Raw genomic sequence first — 15,348 nt, forward strand, 5'->3', positions numbered from 1 at the left:
CGGCCGAATGCGCGGACGCCGAACTGACAGGACGGAGGACACCGTCATGATGCGGGCATTGATCTTCGCTGCAGGTGCAGCTGCGGGATTCGTCGCGGGGACCCGGGCGGGCCGCGAGACGTACGACAAGATGCGGGGACGTTCGAACGAGCTGTGGCACAACCCGGCGGTACAGGACAAGGTCATACCTGCCGTACAGGACAAGGTGACGGAAGCGGCCACCGTCGTGAAGGAGAAGGCACCACACCTCCAGGAGACGGTCGGCGGTCTCGCCGAGAAGGTCACCCACCGCGGTCAGAGCGGATCGGGCCAACACGCGGCGACGCACACCGGTTCGTCGACGAGCGAATCGACACCGGCCACCGACGAGCCCACCCGTCCGCCCGCGTCACCGGGCGACCAGCCGCGTCCACCTGCGTAACAGACGGTCGACACCCCGGCAGACGTGCTCGGTCAGCCCAGCTCGTCCGGCAGGTCGAGCGGGCGGCCGAGCACGTGCTCCGACAGGAATGCTTCGACCGTGCGGTACCAGATCTTGGAATGCTGCGGCTGCAGCACCCAGTGGTTCTCGGACGGGAAATACAGGAAGCGGTGGACGGTGGTGCCGTCGTCCTCGGCGGGCAGCCCCGATTCGTCGAGCAGCTCGTACCAGAGACGCAGCGCTTCGCCGATGGGGACGCGATAGTCCTTGTCGCCGTGGATGACGAGCACGGGCGTGACGATGTCGGCGACGAACAGGTGCGGTGAGTTCTCGACGGCCATCTCCGGGGTCATCTCCCGTTGCCAATACCAGGCCACGTCGGTGGTCGGGGTGAACTGGTCCAGCGCCCACAGACCTGCGTGGGTGACGACTGCCCGGAACCGGTCGGTATGACCGGCGATCCAGTTGGCCAGATATCCGCCGAACGATCCACCCATCACCGCGGTGCGGTCCTCGTCGATGTCGTCCCGCGCGACAGCCGCGTCGGTGATGGCCATCAGGTCGGTGTACGGTTCGCGTCCCCAGCGTCCCCAGCCTCGCCGGATGAAGGCGTCGCCGTATCCGGTGGACAGTGCGGGGTCCGGTAGCAGTACCGCATAGCCGCGGGCGACGAGAAGCCACGGATTCCAGCGCCACGACCAGGTGTTCCAGCTGCTCAGCGGACCGCCGTGCACCCACAGCAGCAGCGGTGCCGGGTCGGCGGCGGATGCCGTGTGCGGGAGCGCGAACCATGCCCGCACCGACGTGCCGTCCGCGGCCTCGGTGGTCAGTTCCACGAGACGGCCCGGCAGTTCCGGGAGCGCAGCAGGAGCGGGCAGCGGCGTGACGGTGCCGGTGTCGGGCCCGGTCAGGTCGATGCGCACGGGATGCGGCGGCGCGTCGTACGAGGCTCTCAGTGCGTACGCGCGGCTGCCGTCGGGCGCGAGGCGGACGTGGGTGTACGCGGCGTCGTCCGCGGTGACGCGGTCGGGCCGGCTGCCCCCGAGGCGCTGGACGAAGACCGGTGCGCGTCCGTGATCGTCGGCGGTGAGCACGAGCCCGGAACCGTCGGGCAGCCAGGTCACCGAGGTGGGACGCCTGTCCCATTCGCGGGATTCGATGCTGGTGGTTCCCGTGGCGATGTCGAGGACGCGGACGGTCACCTGCGGCGGGTTCTCGGCGTCGCTGATCGACTCGTGCAGATAGGCGAGCTTGTTTCCGTCCCGGGAGATCGACGGATGTGTCGCGTCGCCGGTCTCGTCGTCGACGAGCGGGGTGCGCAGGCCGGTGCCGAGATCGATCCGCACGACGGTGACGCGGCGCGAAGCGCGCGGACCGGGGACCACCCAGGTGACGGCGGCGAACGTGCCGTCCGCAGCGATGTCGATGTGGGCGTCGCGCAGGGAACCTCGGATTCCCGGCGTGAGATCGGTGCAGCCGCCGCTGCCGTCCGGGACGAGCAGATGCGGTTGGTCCGGTCCGAGGTCGTGATCCCAGTAGCGCACGGGATAGCCCGTGTGCAGGACAGCGGTGACGTCCCCGTCCTTGCGGGCGTCGCGGATCCGTTCGTCGTCCGAGTCGCTGTGCCCCAGGACGGACCCCGTGAGCAGGATCCGGTCGGCGCCGGACGCGGCATGCACGGACGCGAATCCGCCCTTACGGGATGCGAACTGCTCGGCTTCCCCGCCCACCGCGGGCAGGCGCCACAACGACACCGGTGGATCGTCCTTGCCGCGAGCGGCGGTGAACAACAGGTCGCCGGTCGAGGTGAACGTCGGATTCGACTCTCCCGTGCTGCCGTGCGTGAGGCGGCGCGCCGGGGCACGGCCTTCGGGATCCACCTCCCACAGCGCACCGACGTACGAGGCGGCCCTGTCGTCGAGCGCCGACTGCGTGATCACCAACCGGGTTCCGTCCGGGGACATCGTGAGCGAGCTGACCCGCGGGAGTGCCAGGTAGTCGTCGAGCTCGTCGAAAGCGGTCATCCTCGGACGATATCGGGGGCTACGGTGGGCGGTCCGAAGGTGGCATCGGGTCCGTCTGTAACCTGGTCGTTCGGCGGGTGAATCCCGCGGAACGTCGTCTCCCAGTCCGAACGGAGCACCCACATGGTCGACCTCGCATACGTCATCGCCGGCTCGGAAGCGACCGGTGGCGCCGGTCTGCAGGTCGACCTCAAGACGTTCCAGCAACTCGGCGTGTACGGGGTGGGCACCACGACCTGCATCGTCTCGTTCGATCCGAAGAACAACTGGGGGCACCGCTTCTTCCCCGTCCCCGCCGAGGTCATCGCGGAGCAGATCGAGGCGGCCACCTCCGCCCACGACCTGGACGTCGTGAAGATCGGCATGCTGGGCACGCCCGCCACGATCGACGTGGTCGCCGAGGGGCTGGAGCAGCAGAGCTGGCGGCACGTCGTGCTCGACCCGGTGCTGATCTGCAAGGGCCAGGAAGCCGGCGCCGCGCTCGACACCGACAACGCGCTGCGCGCGCAGGTCCTCCCCCACGCCACGGTCGTCACCCCGAACCTGTTCGAAGCACGCACTCTGTCCGGGATGGACGAGATCACCTCGGTCGACGACCTGGTCGAGGCTGCACGTCGCATCCACGACCTCGGTCCGAAGTACGTCGTGGCGAAGGGCGGCGTCGAACTCGACGGCGAGGACGCGGTGGACGTGCTGTTCGACGGCACGGAGGTCACTTTCCTGACTGCGCCGAAGGTCGGCAACGAGCGGGTGTCCGGTGCGGGCTGCACCCTCGCCGCCGCGATCACCGCCGAACTGGCGAAGGGCGCGTCCGTGGCCGACGCCGCGGCACGAGCGAAGGATTTCGTCACGGCGGGTATCAAGGCGCGAGTGTCCGCCAACACCCCGTTCGACACCGTCTGGCAGGGCGCCTGATCCTGTGCAGCACGGACTCGCGGACCCTCACCTCCACCGACCGGTCACGAGTCGAACCACCGCGACGATCATGGCGATGATCGTCCCGACGATGGCCACCACCAGCACGGTCCGGGCGATCAGGTCCCACGGCACCGATCCGTCGTCGGGGAAGTCGAACGGGAACACCTGCCAGATCCGTACGAGGGCGTAGAGCCCGATGGCGTTCACCACCAGATCGCCGAGGGCTTTCCACCGTGGCGGGTCGGCAACGAGGTAGACGGCGTTGGTGACGACACCGGCGAGGATCGAGGCATTCACCCACCCGAGGACGCGGGTGGTGTCCGCGGTGAGGAAGGGCACCTCGTCCCATCCGGGCCGGCCGTTGATCAGGTACAGCAGCACCGCGTTGACAACGATGCCGACGAGGTAGCCTGTCCGGCGCCCGACCGAGGACCGCTCCGGGGCACTCACCGACCGGACTCGGCTTCGAGGAGCGCTCGTCCCCACCGACCGGCGCGTTCCGCCTCGCCGGGTTCGAGGGCAGTCTGTTTGTCGACGAGGAAACTTTCCGGTTCCGCGGCGAGCGTGAAGCCCAGCCTCCGCAGCTTCTTCCCGATCGTCTTCGAGGCGCGGCCGGTGAGCATCGGAGACGCGTCGAGGCGGGTGTCGAATGCCGCAGCCGCACCCGACGCTTCGCCGAGCGACGCGAGCCACTCGCGGACGCCGTCGCTTTCGGCGTCGGGTTCGAGTTCGAGTTCGCTGTCCGGTCGGTCTGCGGCCTCCGCTGCCCCGTGCCGGGTGCTCGGTCGGCTCATACCGTGGACGTGGGTGGGTCCACCGACGACGATCAGGTCGTAGTCGGACGGATTCTTGTCGCCGGCGTCGGACGCGGCCACCACCTCGGTGGAGGCGAGTCCGTCCATTCCCCGGGCAATCGCTTCGGCGACGTGCCGGGTGTTGCCGTACATCGATTCGTAGACCACGAGTACCTGCATGTCGGACGCTCCTCGAGGATTCGTGCCCGCACGTGTGTGTTCATGCTAGGTCGACGTGACCGATCCGCCGAAGGAATCCGGCGAACACCGGCGTCCTCGCTGGTGGTCAGCGCGGTTGCCGCCACATGCCCCACAGCGTCGGCCCGCCGTCGGGGACGACGATCTCGTGGGTGACCTCGAACCCGAACCGCTCGTAGTACGGGATGTTCGACTCCTTGCTCGATTCGAGATAGGCGGGAGCGTGTTCGGCGTCGGCACGGGCGAGGCCGGCGTTCATGAGCGTTGTGCCGAAGCCGCTCCCGCGCGCAGCGCGTGAGGTACCGATCGTCGACAGGTACCAGTGCGGTTCGTCCGGGTGCGCTGCGTCGAGCGTTCGCTCGACCTGACCTCCTCGCCCCATGTTCCGTCCGAGCGCTGCGTAGAAGCCGGGCAGCAGGCGGAGCGATGTCCACACATCGGTACGCCATCGTCCGGGCGGCGCCCACATCGCCGCGCCTCCGACGACCCCGCCGGACTCGGCGATGTCGGTGGCGCCCAACGGCACCATGTGGTGCCGAGCGTCGGCGGCGAAGAAACGGGTCATGCGCCGGATGCGGTGCTGTTCGTCCGGAAACATCCACGTGAAGACCGGATCGTCGAAGAAGGCCTCGGCGATCACCGGAGCGAAGGCCGGAATGTCGCGGCGCGTGGCGGTTCTCGGTTCAGCAGCCATGTGCGCAGCCTACGACGAAGACCTGCGCGAAGGCTTGCCCTCCGTCGCCCCCGCGAGCTCTTGTGCGAGAGGTGTCGGGAATCTGGCCATAACCTTCACTCCCCCGAGCCACTCGTCGAGTCGTGCCGACTCCTGTTCGAGCACCACCCGGCCGTCGGCACCGATGTCCTCGAGCAGATGCAGTTCGACGGATCCGGAATCGGTCTGCCACCACGTGCCGACGATCCGTCCGTCCCACCACGCTGTGGGCCCGGCGTTGCCGTTCGAATCGAACAGGTCGTCCTTGTACGGCCCGAGATACCACTCTCGTTCGGCCCACCCCATCACGGTCGGGTCCAGGGCCGGCAGCAGTACTCCCCACGGTTCGACGGGAGCGGGTTCCTCCGTGTCATCGGACAGGAGGTATCCGGGACGGCCGTCGAGATCGACTTGCACCACGTCGAGGTCGGCGAGGGCTGCGCGCACGGCCGTGAGTGTGGAGCCGAGCCACCACTTGATGTCGGCCTCGGTGCCCGGACCGAACACCCGCAGCCACGATTCCACGAGGGCGCGCACGCCGTCGGCTTCGTCGCACGGCTCGATCCCGGCGCCGAGCCACGACTCCGTCGACGTCCAGGTGGGGCGCGACACGCGCCACGACCCCTTGTTGGATGCCCGTACCACTTTTCCTTCGGCCGAGAGCACGGTGAGCACGCGCGGAGCGAACGGTACCTTGCCGCCCCACGACTTCCCGATCCCGTAGTCGATGCTCGCGTCGAGAAGCGGGATCTCCGCGCGCAATTCGCTGGACGTCGCTTCGCGGCCCTCGGACAGCGCCCGCAGCACATGGCCACTCACCTCGTCGAGCCACTGCTCACCGTCGCCGTGCAGCCCGGCCTTCTCGACGTCCTTGACCACCTGCCGACGTTGCGCCGCTGCGACCCGCGCGCTCGCGCCCGCCTGCACGACCGGCAGGATCGCGCGTGGCACGACGAAGACGGTCCTCCGCATGGCCATGTGCTTCACCAGCGACCGATCGGCGTAGAGAGCCCGGTCGAGGTCGGCCGTGGCGAAGTCGTCGACCCGGGCCCAGGCCGACAGGTAGACGCTGGCCGGGTCGGTACCGTGCAGGCACATCATGCTGGTCGCGGCGTCGACCGCGTCGGACGCGCGATGATCGGGATGCAGGCGGTGCCTGGCGGCAAGTCGTGCTCGGCGTTCGGTTGCGTCGATCCTGCGCACAGCCATGGCCGACATCGTAGATGCGACGTCCGACTCGGGAGAGCGACCGACGAGCCGAACCGACAACTGCGGGGAGGTCGTGTGCGTGTCCTTCGGAATTTCCGCACACAACCTCCCCTTCGTTCCGCGTTCAGGGGCGGACACCCCCGTACGTGCGCAACCAGCGCAGCCCCGGACCGCGTGTACGGGTGATGCCCTTGTACTCGGCCATGTCCTCGGGGAGTTCGTCGAGGACCCGGTGGAGACGTTCCGACCATTCCGGCACCCGAGCGATGTCCTCGAACGACAGCAGGTGCGAGCGGATGAGGAACATGATCGCGCCGGAGACTCCGAGGCGCACGAGGTGCTGGACCTCGACCCGGAGGTACAGCCGTCGTCCGACGTCCTCGAGCGGACCCTCGGCGAGCAGGCGCCGGTCCCGTCCCCATTCGGGATAGGTCTCGGTGGATTGGTCGAGCCTGCGGTCGACGCTGAGCGACCAGTTCGTCCGTCGGTAACGCTGCCCCGCCTGCAATCCCATGAGGAAATGCTGGGCGCGCGGGATCACTCCTTCGACGTGGACACGCGGAACCGGACCGTGGATCTGGAGGAAACTCATGCCGACGTCGAAGCGCAGCGACCAGTCGGCCGCGAAGGTGACCAGGCCGGCGTCACCCCAGAGAGCATCTTCGCGCTGGTCGAGCAGGACGACGTCCTCCTGGATGTGCCTGCCGATGAAGCGCAGGGGCGGCTCGGGCAGCGTCGACCGATCGCCGAAGACGAAGGCTTGTTCGACGCCGAGCGCGCGGTTGACGAATCGCCTTGTCGCACCGTCCTGTTCGAGCACGAAGGTCTGCGGGTAGGCGTCGACGAGCATCTGCATGAGCGTGACCATCGCGTTCCATTGGGCGATCTCCATGTGGGGCAGCGACTGGAATCGGGTGGAATCCGCGGCGAGGATGCGCTCCCGTTCGGCGAGCTCGTCGAAATAGTGACCGTCGATGTCGACGGGATGCCGGCCCCAACCACCCGCAGCGGTCTCCACGTGACTTCCGGCGGGTTCGACGTTGGTGCTGTAGCGATAGGTGTCGCGGACGAAGGGGAAGGGGAAACGTGTGATCCGATCGGGCAATTCGATGCTGGCGTCCCGGACGGTGAGATCGAGTGTGGTGCTCACAGATCCAACTCCAATCGTGATCCGGTCGCGCGGGAGACGCACGGCATGAGGCACTCTCCCGCCTCCTTCTCCGCGGCACTCAGGTACAGATCGCGATGGTCGACCACTCCGTCCACCACCGGCAGCCGGCACTCGCCGCACACGCCCTGGCGACACAGGTTCGGAACCGCGATCCCTCGACTCTCCAGCGCCTCGAGCAGGCTCACGCCCGACTCGACGTGGACGTCGACGTCGCGGCGCGCCAGGTGGGCGGTGAACGGTTCTCCTGGCTCGAGGTCTCCGATTCCGAAGTGCTCGTAGTGCACACGCGCGTCGGGCCACCCCGCACCACGCGCCTGTTCGGTCAGCTCGTCGATCAGGCTCGCGGGACCGCACGCGTACAGGTGGGTACCGATCGGCTGGTTCGACAGGACAGCCCCCATTCGTTCCCGGAATTCGTCCCGCCGGGTGTGGAGGTGGAGTCCGTTGCCGCACAGCTGCTGCAGTTCGTCGAGGTGGGCACCGTCGCCGCCCCTGAAGACGTAGTGCACCTCGAACGACCGGTCCCACTGCACGGCGGCCCGGACGTGGGACAGGATCGGAGTGATCCCGATGCCACCCGCGACCAGCAGATGGTGCCGGGCCGTGAGAACCGGTGCGAAGGCGCTGCGGGGTGTGCCGATCGAGACGCGGTCGCCGACTCGCAGGTCGTGGATCCACTGCGACCCACCGCGCCCGGATTCCTCCAGCCGCACCGAGATCGCGTAGTGGTCGGGTTCGAAGGCGGGACCGGTGAGGGAGTACGAGTTGCGCCGCGGCCGCCCGTCCGGTCCGGTACCGCACGTGACGACGATGTGGCTACCGGGCGTGAAGGACGGAAGTGCGCGACCGGAAGGTTCCGCGAGGCGGACGTGCCGGACGGTGGGCGTCAGCTCGATCGTGTCGGTGACCGTCAGTCGCAGTTCCGCTCCGGCAGCCGGGTTCCCTACCGATATGTCGGACGTCAGGGTCATCGGCGTTCCTCCGCGTCGGCCGCAAACCCGAGATAGGCGCCGTGCAGGCGGGAGACATGGTGGTAGACGACGAGTTCCGAGGCGCAGGTCGGGCAGGTGGTGCACTGCCCGATCGCGACGGCGGCGAGATGGGTGGAGTGGCAGTGCGCGCAGTAGACGGTGCGCGTCGCCGAATCCACGGGCACGGGAAGGATCTCGTCGTCGAGTAGTCCTGCCGTCACGGCCGACGAACGCGCCGCCAGCATCGCCGATTCCGGCCCGACCAGCACGAGGCGCCACCCCACGCGAGCGGCGGTCGCCTGCCGTTCCAGGATCTGCGCGGCCGTGTCGCCCCATTCCGCCGGAAGTCGGATCCAGTCGACGCGCCGACCACCGAAGGACGACACGAGACTGCGAGCCTGCTCGAGGGCGGCGTCACCGAAGGACAGGACGGTCACGTAGCGACCACCGCCGGCGATGCGCCGTTCCTCGTCCCACCTCGGGACGCTGGTGGTGTCCATGCAGACGCTCACGCGATCACCTGCGCCTTCCGGTATCCGGGAAACATCGGGAAAACGGTTGTGATGGGGGCGATCTCGGGCATGAGAGCTCCTCGGGAGGACTGGCGCGGACACGCCGGGTGGGGCGACTACCGATCGCTGGTGTGAAACAGACAGTAATGGGAAGAAACACAGCAATGGGTTGCCACGCGGTTAACGCATGTAACCGATCCCTCTCGAGGGCACGACGTTCGGGCCGCCGACACCGAGGTCCGCGGCCGGATCGAAGAATTCGTCAGCTCTCCGGTGCGAAGAACGTCCGGTGCCAGATACGTGTCACGATCTGCGCAGCATGCTCGAGAGGCATGGGCGCGGCCTGCATATCCTCCTGCGCGTACCAGACGTATGCCGACTGCTCCACCATGCACGCCACGGCTTCGACCATGCCTCTGATGTCGACACCGTCGACCTCGTCCATCCCGCATTTGAGCCGCAGGACGGTGGTGAAGCGGTCGATGTGCCGATTGCGCATCTGCCACCAGAACTGCCGGAACTGCGGATCGACGTTCGCCGCCTCGACCAGCGTGCGCATGATGTCGCGGTTGTCGTAGTAATGCGTCAGATAGCCGGTGTTCGCGTCGAGCAGCGCCTGATACGGGTCGTCCTCGATGCGGTGCTCGGTTGCGCCGCTGGCACGGAACAAATCGTCGTGCGTGTCGGCGATCAGCGCGGAGAACAGATCCTCCTTGTCGCTGAAGTACCTGTACAACCCGCCGAGCGACATTCCCGCTTCCGTCGCCACACCACTCATCGTGGCGCCGACGTATCCGTCGCGGGCGAAGACTGCACGGGCCGCTTCCAGCAGTTTGGTGCGGGTGCGACGCCCCTTGGTGGTGTTCGGTAGGTGCGGCATGCCCCCCCCTTTCGTTGCGCGAATCGTAACCGGTCAACACGATCGTCATCAGAGTTAACAAAAAAGCGACGTCACTCTCTTGACGTGAGCCACGTTACTCCCCCAGAATCGTTCTCAACAACATCGCGCCGATCCCGCAGCGCCTTTCTTCTTTCATCGGTTTCCATCGAACGGAGTCCCTGTGAATTCCCGTGCAACCACACTCGCCACCGCAGCGCCGGGCGGCCACGTCGCCGGCGCCCGGACTCCCCTCGACCTGTTCCTCGGGCACCTCGACAGCGACCCCCACGCCCTCGCCGTCCGCGACGACCGGGGACGCTCCCTGACCCGCGCCGAACTGTGGGAACTGGCCGCCGACATCGAACGCGAACTCGCCGCACGCGGTCTGGGCGAAGGCGACATGGTGATCGTCTGCATGCCGAACTGGACCGAGTGGATGGCCGCCTATCTCGGAGTCGTCCGCGGCGAGATGATCGCCGGGACCCTGCCGGTGACCACGGATCCCCGATCCATCGCCTACACCGCGAATCTCGTCGGCGCGAAGGCCGTCATCCTCCCCCACTCGCATCGCGGCCGCGATTTCGTCTCCGAATCCGAGATCCTCGCAAAAGAACTCGGACGCGAGGTGCAGATCCTTCTGGTCGACGGTGACGACGGCGCCCGCACCTGGCGCAGCTTCGACGGCCCGCCGGCGACGATCCCCGCCTACCCCGACGATCTCGTGCACGTGCTGTTCTCGTCGAGCACCACCGGGAAGTCGAAGGCGATCGCGCATTCCGAGGCGAGCCTGAGCGCCTACAACCGGATGGTCATCGACCGCTACGAAATCTCCGGTGAGCGTCCGATCTTCATGCCGTCCCCACTCGGGCACAGCACGGGCTTCTGGCACGGCGCCCGAATGTCGCTGATGACCGGTGCGGCCCTGATCCTCCAGGACGCCTGGGACCCGCACCGCGCGCTCGAACTCGTGGAGCAGCACAGGTGCGAGATCACCGTGGCCGCGACTCCTTTCCTCAAGGACATCGTCGATGCCGCATGGGATTCCGCCACCCCGAAGCTGTCCGGTATGCGGATCTTCCTGTGCGGCGGCGCTCCCGTCGCCCCGAGCCTCATCGAGCTGGGGCAGGAGGAGATGCCCGACACCCGCATCGCAGCGATCTGGGCGATGAGCGAGGGCGGTGCGACCTCGAGCCTCCCGGACGACTCCACCGAGCTCGTCGCGTACACCTGTGGCAAAGTGATGCCGGGCGTCACCCTCGAGGTCGTCCGCGAGGACGGCACGCTTGCACCGCGCGGGACCGACGGCGAGATCGTCATGCGCACCCCGTCGCTGTTCCTCGGTTACATCGGGCAGGAGCAGCTCTACCGCGACTCGTTCACCGCCGACGGCTGGTTCCGCACCGGCGACACAGGAATCGTGGACGACAACGGCTACCTGCGCCTGACCGGACGCCTCAAGGACCTCATCATCCGCGGCGGCGTCAACATCTCTCCCGTCGAGATCGAGAACGCGATCTCCGGGCACCCGCAGATCGCGCGCGTGGCAGTCGTCGGCAGCCCCGACGAACGGCTCGGAGAACGCATCTGCGCGGTGATCCAGCCGCTCGGCACAGCCCCGACCCTCGACGAACTCGTCGGATGGCTCGCGGATCGCGACGTGCCGCGGCGGTTGTGGCCGGAATCGATCCGCATTCTGTCCGCCATGCCGGAGACCCCCGCCGGGAAGATCCGCAAGAACGTTCTCAGAGAACTGATCTCGTCAGGAGAAGATATGACCAGCAACACCGTCGACCTCACGACGCAGACCGTCACGCTCCGCGACATCGACGTGACCTACACCCGCGCCGGCGAGGGTCCCGCGGTCGTGCTGATCCACGGACTCGCCGAGGACCACCGCAGCTGGCGCGCCGTCCAGGAGGCCGGGCTGCCGGTGGCCACCTATGCCTACGACCTCCGTGGGCACGGACGCACCACCGTCGGCTCACCCGAGGGCACCCTCGCCCAGCTGCGCGACGATCTGATCGCCTTCCTCGAGGAGATCACCGGTCCCGCGATCTGCGTCGGCTTCTCTCTCGGCGGCACCGTCGTCCTTTCCGCCGCGGCCGTGCGCCCCGATCTCGTGACGAAGGTCGTCGCACTGGGCACCTCGAGCGTCGTCGGTCGCGGGGCCGCAGGCTTCTACGCCGGTCGAATCGAACTCTTCCGCGGCACCGACGCCGAGGAGCAGCGCGCTGCCCTGCGCGCCGATACCGCTGCTGCGCTGCACAACCCGGACTCCGATCTCGACGCCGTCACGGAATTCCGCCTCGACGCTGTCGGCGGGGCGCAGGGGTACATCAACGCGTCCACCGCGATGGCCGGACTGGTCGATTCGCCGCTCACCCCCGAGCTGGCCCGGATCGGGCGCGAGACCGAGGTCGCGATCGTCGGTGCCGATCACGACACCTTCTGCCCGAAGAAGGCTGCGGACATCATCCTCGGTGCGATCGAGCACGCCACCTACTCCGAGATCACCGGTGCAGGACACCTGATGCTCGTCGACCAGCCCGAACAGTCGATCGACACCCTGCGCGGGCTCCTCTCCTGAGAAGCGCTGCGACCGAGAACTTCCAGTACACCGCTCTTCGAAAGGCTCCATGATGCAAGAACGCCCCACCGCCCTCGTCACTGCCGCCGCGGGCGCAGGGATCGGCGCCGCGATCGCCACCCGCCTCGCCGCAGACGGTTTCGATGTCGTCATCACCGACGTCCACGAGCGCCGCAGTCAGGAACTCGCCGCGAAGCTTGCCGCCGACCACGGACGCGACTTCGACAGCTACGTCCTCGACGTCACCGACGAGGCCCGTGTCGAAGCCGTCGTGTCCGAGATCGCCTCGAAGAAGGGCCGACTCGACGTTCTCGTCAACAACGCCGGCTGGAGCAAGATCGAGCCCGTCGCCGAGATGTCCTCGGAGACCTGGAAGCGCTGCCTCGACGTCGACCTCAACGGCACCTTCTACACCATGCGTTACGCGCTTCCGGTGATGCAGAAGAACAACTCCGGCGCGATCGTCAACATCAGCTCGATCGCCGCCTACGAGACCAGCACCGAGCACGGTGCCGCCTACTCCGCCGCCAAGGCCGGTGTCCTCGCCCTCACCCGTGTCGCCGCCGCCGAGAACGGCAAGCACGGCATCCGCGTCAACGCCATCACCCCGGGCCTGATCTACAACGACTTCCTCCGCAAGATCTACCCGGACGAGTTCTTCTCCGGCTACGCGGAGAACCGCTCCCTCGTCGGCCGGGTCGGCCGCCCCGAGGACGTCGCCGGCCTCGTCTCGTTCCTCGCCGGACCCGACGCCGGTTACGTCACCGGTGAGGTCTACGGCATCAGCGGTGGGGTGCATCCGCATGGCTGACAACCCGTTGCACCTGCCCGTCAGGGACCTCACCGACGCCTACGCGCGCGGCGACCTGAACCCGATCGACGTCACCGAACAGGTCCTCGACCGCATCGACCGGTTCGATCCGGAAGCGCGCGCGTATGTGACCGTCACGGCCGATCTGGCGCGGCTGCAGGCCGCCGAGGCGGCCGAACGCTACCGTCGCGGGGAACGCGCACCGCTCCTCGGGGTCCCGGTGTCCGTCAAGGACGCCTTCCACCTCGCCGACACCGAGACCGGACTCGGGTCGCTCACCCAGCGCGGTCGAGTCGCGCGATCGGACTCCGGGGCCGTCGCCCGGCTGCGCGCGGCGGGATCGGTGATGCCCGGCAAGACCAGCGTGCCCGAGTTCTGCCAGTCCGCCACCAGCGACAATCTGCTCGGACCCGAGACCGGCAATCCGTGGGATCCGTCCCGCACCCCGGGCGGTTCGAGTGGTGGCGCCGCGGCCTCGGTCGGCGCCGGACTCGCGACCATCGCACTCGGCTCCGACGGCGGCGGTTCCATCCGGATCCCCGCCGCCTTCAGCGGACTCGTCGGTTACAAGCCCACCACGGGTCTGTGCGCGGACGAGCGCGGATTCCGCGCGATGACCGATTTCGTCACGGCCGGGCCGCTCGCCTGGACGGTGGACGATGCCCGCATCATGACCGAGGTTCTCGCCGAGACGAGCTTCGCCCGTGCCGCGGTGCCGAACCGGCGGATCGCCTTCTGCCCCCGCCCGGACGGCCGTCCCGTCGATCCGGCGATCGTCCGCACGCTGGAGTCGGTCGCGGCGACTCTGTCCGATCTCGGTCACGACGTCGTCGAGACCGACATCCCGATCCAGGGGTGGAACGAGATCTTCGGCCCCCTCGTGCTCGACGACGAACTCCGCGAACGGGCCCACCTGCTCGACCACCCGGAGCTGCTCACCCCGTACGAGCAGGCGAGCCTACGCGCCGCGATGCGGTTGAGCAGTGCGGACGTGGCCATCGCCCGCCAGGCCCTGCCCGACTTCCGGCGGCGCATCGATGCCTTCCTGCATCGTTTCGATGCGATTCTCACCCCGACGGTGGCGACGGTCGCGTTCCCGCACGACCAGCGTCCGAAGACCATCGACGGTGAGAAGGTGGACTGGCTGTGGGGTGCCTTCCCGTTCACGTCCCCGTTCAATGTGGCCGCCACCCCGGCGATCACTCTGCCGGCCGGGACGTCGGAAGGATTGCCGATCGGTGCCCAGCTCGTGGCGGCGCGGGGACGCGACGCCGATCTGCTGAACCTCGCCGAATCCCTCGAATCCGCACTCGCTTTCGACTACGCACCGGTGCGTGAGCGTTGGGCGGACGTGGAGGCCCGCGAACCGGAGCCCGTACCGTGAGCGCCGGGCTCGACCGCCGTCGGCACGGATCCGTACTCGAGGTCGTACTCGACCGCGCAGAACGCCGGAACGCATTGTCGCGCGCTCTGCTGACCGAGATCCGGCAGGTCTTCACCGATCTTCCGGAGGACGTCCGTGCAGTGGTGCTGACGAGTTCGGACCGGGTGTTCTGTGCCGGCGCGGATTTCGCAGACCTGACCGGGACGTCCGCGGACCTCGACTACGACCGGGACCTCGAGGACGCATGCTCGGCGATTCGGAACAGCGCGGTTCCGGTGGTCGCGGTCGTGGACGGAGCATGCGTGGGTGCCGGCGTGGAGCTGGCGACCTCGTGTGACGTCCGGATCGCGGGGCCGAAGGCGTGGTTCCGTGTCCCGGCGGTCGAGCTCGGCCTGCTCTACAACCCGGCATCGATCCGCCGGATCCACTCGGTGCTCCCCCGCACCACGATCACCCGGCTGCTGGTCCTCGCCGAACGTTTCGACGCCGACGACGCACTCCGCAGCGAACTGGTCACCCATACCGCCGACGGTGATCCCCGCGAACACGCGCTGACGCTCGCCGAGCGACTCGCCGGCCTTCCCCGGGACGCTCTCGCCGCGACCCGATTCCTGCTCCACCACCTCGACGAAGGTCGTTACGACGACGTCGAATGGCAGGGAACCCGGATCCGGTTGATGGACAGTCCCGATCGGCACGCCGCCGTCGCTGCGGCCTCCGAACGCCACGGCACTCCCGCCTCCTGACCCTCTCCAC

15 protein-coding genes are annotated in these 15,348 nt (G+C 68.1%); 6 read left to right on the forward strand and 9 right to left on the reverse strand.

Annotated features, from left to right (window positions below):
* Nucleotides 1-46 precede the first annotated feature (46 nt).
* The gene (locus tag GON09_RS08740) at nucleotides 47-421 is read left to right on the forward strand and encodes a YtxH domain-containing protein (protein WP_213931454.1); all 375 of its coding nucleotides are present in this window, start codon (nucleotides 47-49) and stop codon (nucleotides 419-421) included.
* Between the two features lie 32 nt (nucleotides 422-453).
* On the opposite strand, the gene GON09_RS08745 is transcribed toward GON09_RS08740, so the two are convergent.
* Nucleotides 454-2,445, reverse strand: a complete 1,992-nt coding sequence (locus GON09_RS08745) for an alpha/beta hydrolase family protein (protein ID WP_213931455.1) — start codon at nucleotides 2,443-2,445, stop codon at nucleotides 454-456.
* Between the two features lie 123 nt (nucleotides 2,446-2,568).
* Here GON09_RS08745 and thiD point away from each other — a divergent pair, with 123 nt between their 5' ends.
* A complete protein-coding gene (gene thiD / locus GON09_RS08750; protein ID WP_213931456.1) occupies nucleotides 2,569-3,360 on the forward strand; it encodes a bifunctional hydroxymethylpyrimidine kinase/phosphomethylpyrimidine kinase in 792 nt (263 codons plus the stop codon).
* A 27-nt stretch (nucleotides 3,361-3,387) separates the two neighbouring features.
* On the opposite strand, the gene GON09_RS08755 is transcribed toward thiD, so the two are convergent.
* The 8 genes from GON09_RS08755 to GON09_RS08790 all read right to left on the reverse strand — a co-directional run bounded on the left by GON09_RS08755 (nucleotide 3,388) and on the right by GON09_RS08790 (nucleotide 9,810).
* Nucleotides 3,388-3,813 (reverse strand): hypothetical protein, encoded by a 426-nt coding sequence (locus GON09_RS08755; protein WP_213931457.1) that lies wholly within the window; start codon nucleotides 3,811-3,813, stop codon nucleotides 3,388-3,390.
* Nucleotides 3,810-4,337: a flavodoxin family protein gene (locus GON09_RS08760; protein WP_213931458.1), complete on the reverse strand. Its 528-nt coding sequence runs from the start codon at nucleotides 4,335-4,337 to the stop codon at nucleotides 3,810-3,812. Before GON09_RS08760 ends, GON09_RS08755 begins: the two co-directional genes overlap by 4 nt.
* A 106-nt stretch (nucleotides 4,338-4,443) precedes the next feature.
* Nucleotides 4,444-5,049 (reverse strand): GNAT family N-acetyltransferase, encoded by a 606-nt coding sequence (locus GON09_RS08765; RefSeq protein WP_213931459.1) that lies wholly within the window; start codon nucleotides 5,047-5,049, stop codon nucleotides 4,444-4,446.
* 9 nt (nucleotides 5,050-5,058) lie between these two features.
* Nucleotides 5,059-6,276 carry a winged helix DNA-binding domain-containing protein gene (locus tag GON09_RS08770; protein ID WP_213931460.1) on the reverse strand — a complete coding sequence of 406 codons (1,218 nt, stop codon included), beginning with the start codon at nucleotides 6,274-6,276 and terminating at the stop codon, nucleotides 5,059-5,061.
* 124 nt (nucleotides 6,277-6,400) lie between these two features.
* The gene (locus GON09_RS08775) at nucleotides 6,401-7,426 is read right to left on the reverse strand and encodes a heme-dependent oxidative N-demethylase family protein (protein ID WP_213931461.1); all 1,026 of its coding nucleotides are present in this window, start codon (nucleotides 7,424-7,426) and stop codon (nucleotides 6,401-6,403) included.
* On the reverse strand, nucleotides 7,423-8,418 hold the full coding sequence (locus GON09_RS08780; protein ID WP_213931462.1) for a PDR/VanB family oxidoreductase: 996 nt from the start codon (nucleotides 8,416-8,418) through the stop codon (nucleotides 7,423-7,425). Before GON09_RS08780 ends, GON09_RS08775 begins: the two co-directional genes overlap by 4 nt.
* Nucleotides 8,415-8,930 carry a dimethylamine monooxygenase subunit DmmA family protein gene (locus tag GON09_RS08785; RefSeq protein WP_307854343.1) on the reverse strand — a complete coding sequence of 172 codons (516 nt, stop codon included), beginning with the start codon at nucleotides 8,928-8,930 and terminating at the stop codon, nucleotides 8,415-8,417. Before GON09_RS08785 ends, GON09_RS08780 begins: the two co-directional genes overlap by 4 nt.
* Before the next feature lie 262 nt (nucleotides 8,931-9,192).
* The gene (locus GON09_RS08790) at nucleotides 9,193-9,810 is read right to left on the reverse strand and encodes a TetR/AcrR family transcriptional regulator (RefSeq protein WP_213931463.1); all 618 of its coding nucleotides are present in this window, start codon (nucleotides 9,808-9,810) and stop codon (nucleotides 9,193-9,195) included.
* Between the two features lie 181 nt (nucleotides 9,811-9,991).
* On the opposite strand from GON09_RS08790, the gene GON09_RS08795 reads away from it, so the two are divergent.
* Genes GON09_RS08795 through GON09_RS08810 form a run of 4 tightly spaced genes read left to right on the forward strand, consistent with a single transcriptional unit; the run spans nucleotide 9,992 to nucleotide 15,338 of the window.
* Entirely contained in the window at nucleotides 9,992-12,397 is a 2,406-nt protein-coding gene (locus GON09_RS08795) for an alpha/beta fold hydrolase (protein ID WP_213931464.1), read from the forward strand.
* Between the two features lie 49 nt (nucleotides 12,398-12,446).
* On the forward strand, nucleotides 12,447-13,208 hold the full coding sequence (locus tag GON09_RS08800) for an SDR family NAD(P)-dependent oxidoreductase (protein ID WP_213931465.1): 762 nt from the start codon (nucleotides 12,447-12,449) through the stop codon (nucleotides 13,206-13,208).
* Complete coding sequence (locus tag GON09_RS08805; RefSeq protein WP_213931466.1) at nucleotides 13,201-14,592, forward strand: amidase; 1,392 nt, start codon at nucleotides 13,201-13,203, stop codon at nucleotides 14,590-14,592. Before GON09_RS08800 ends, GON09_RS08805 begins: the two co-directional genes overlap by 8 nt.
* Nucleotides 14,589-15,338: an enoyl-CoA hydratase/isomerase family protein gene (locus tag GON09_RS08810; RefSeq protein WP_213931467.1), complete on the forward strand. Its 750-nt coding sequence runs from the start codon at nucleotides 14,589-14,591 to the stop codon at nucleotides 15,336-15,338. Before GON09_RS08805 ends, GON09_RS08810 begins: the two co-directional genes overlap by 4 nt.
* Nucleotides 15,339-15,348: the final 10 nt, after the last annotated feature.

Source organism: Rhodococcus sp. B50, from assembly GCF_013602415.1.
Classification (GTDB): Bacteria; Actinomycetota; Actinomycetes; order Mycobacteriales; family Mycobacteriaceae; genus Rhodococcus.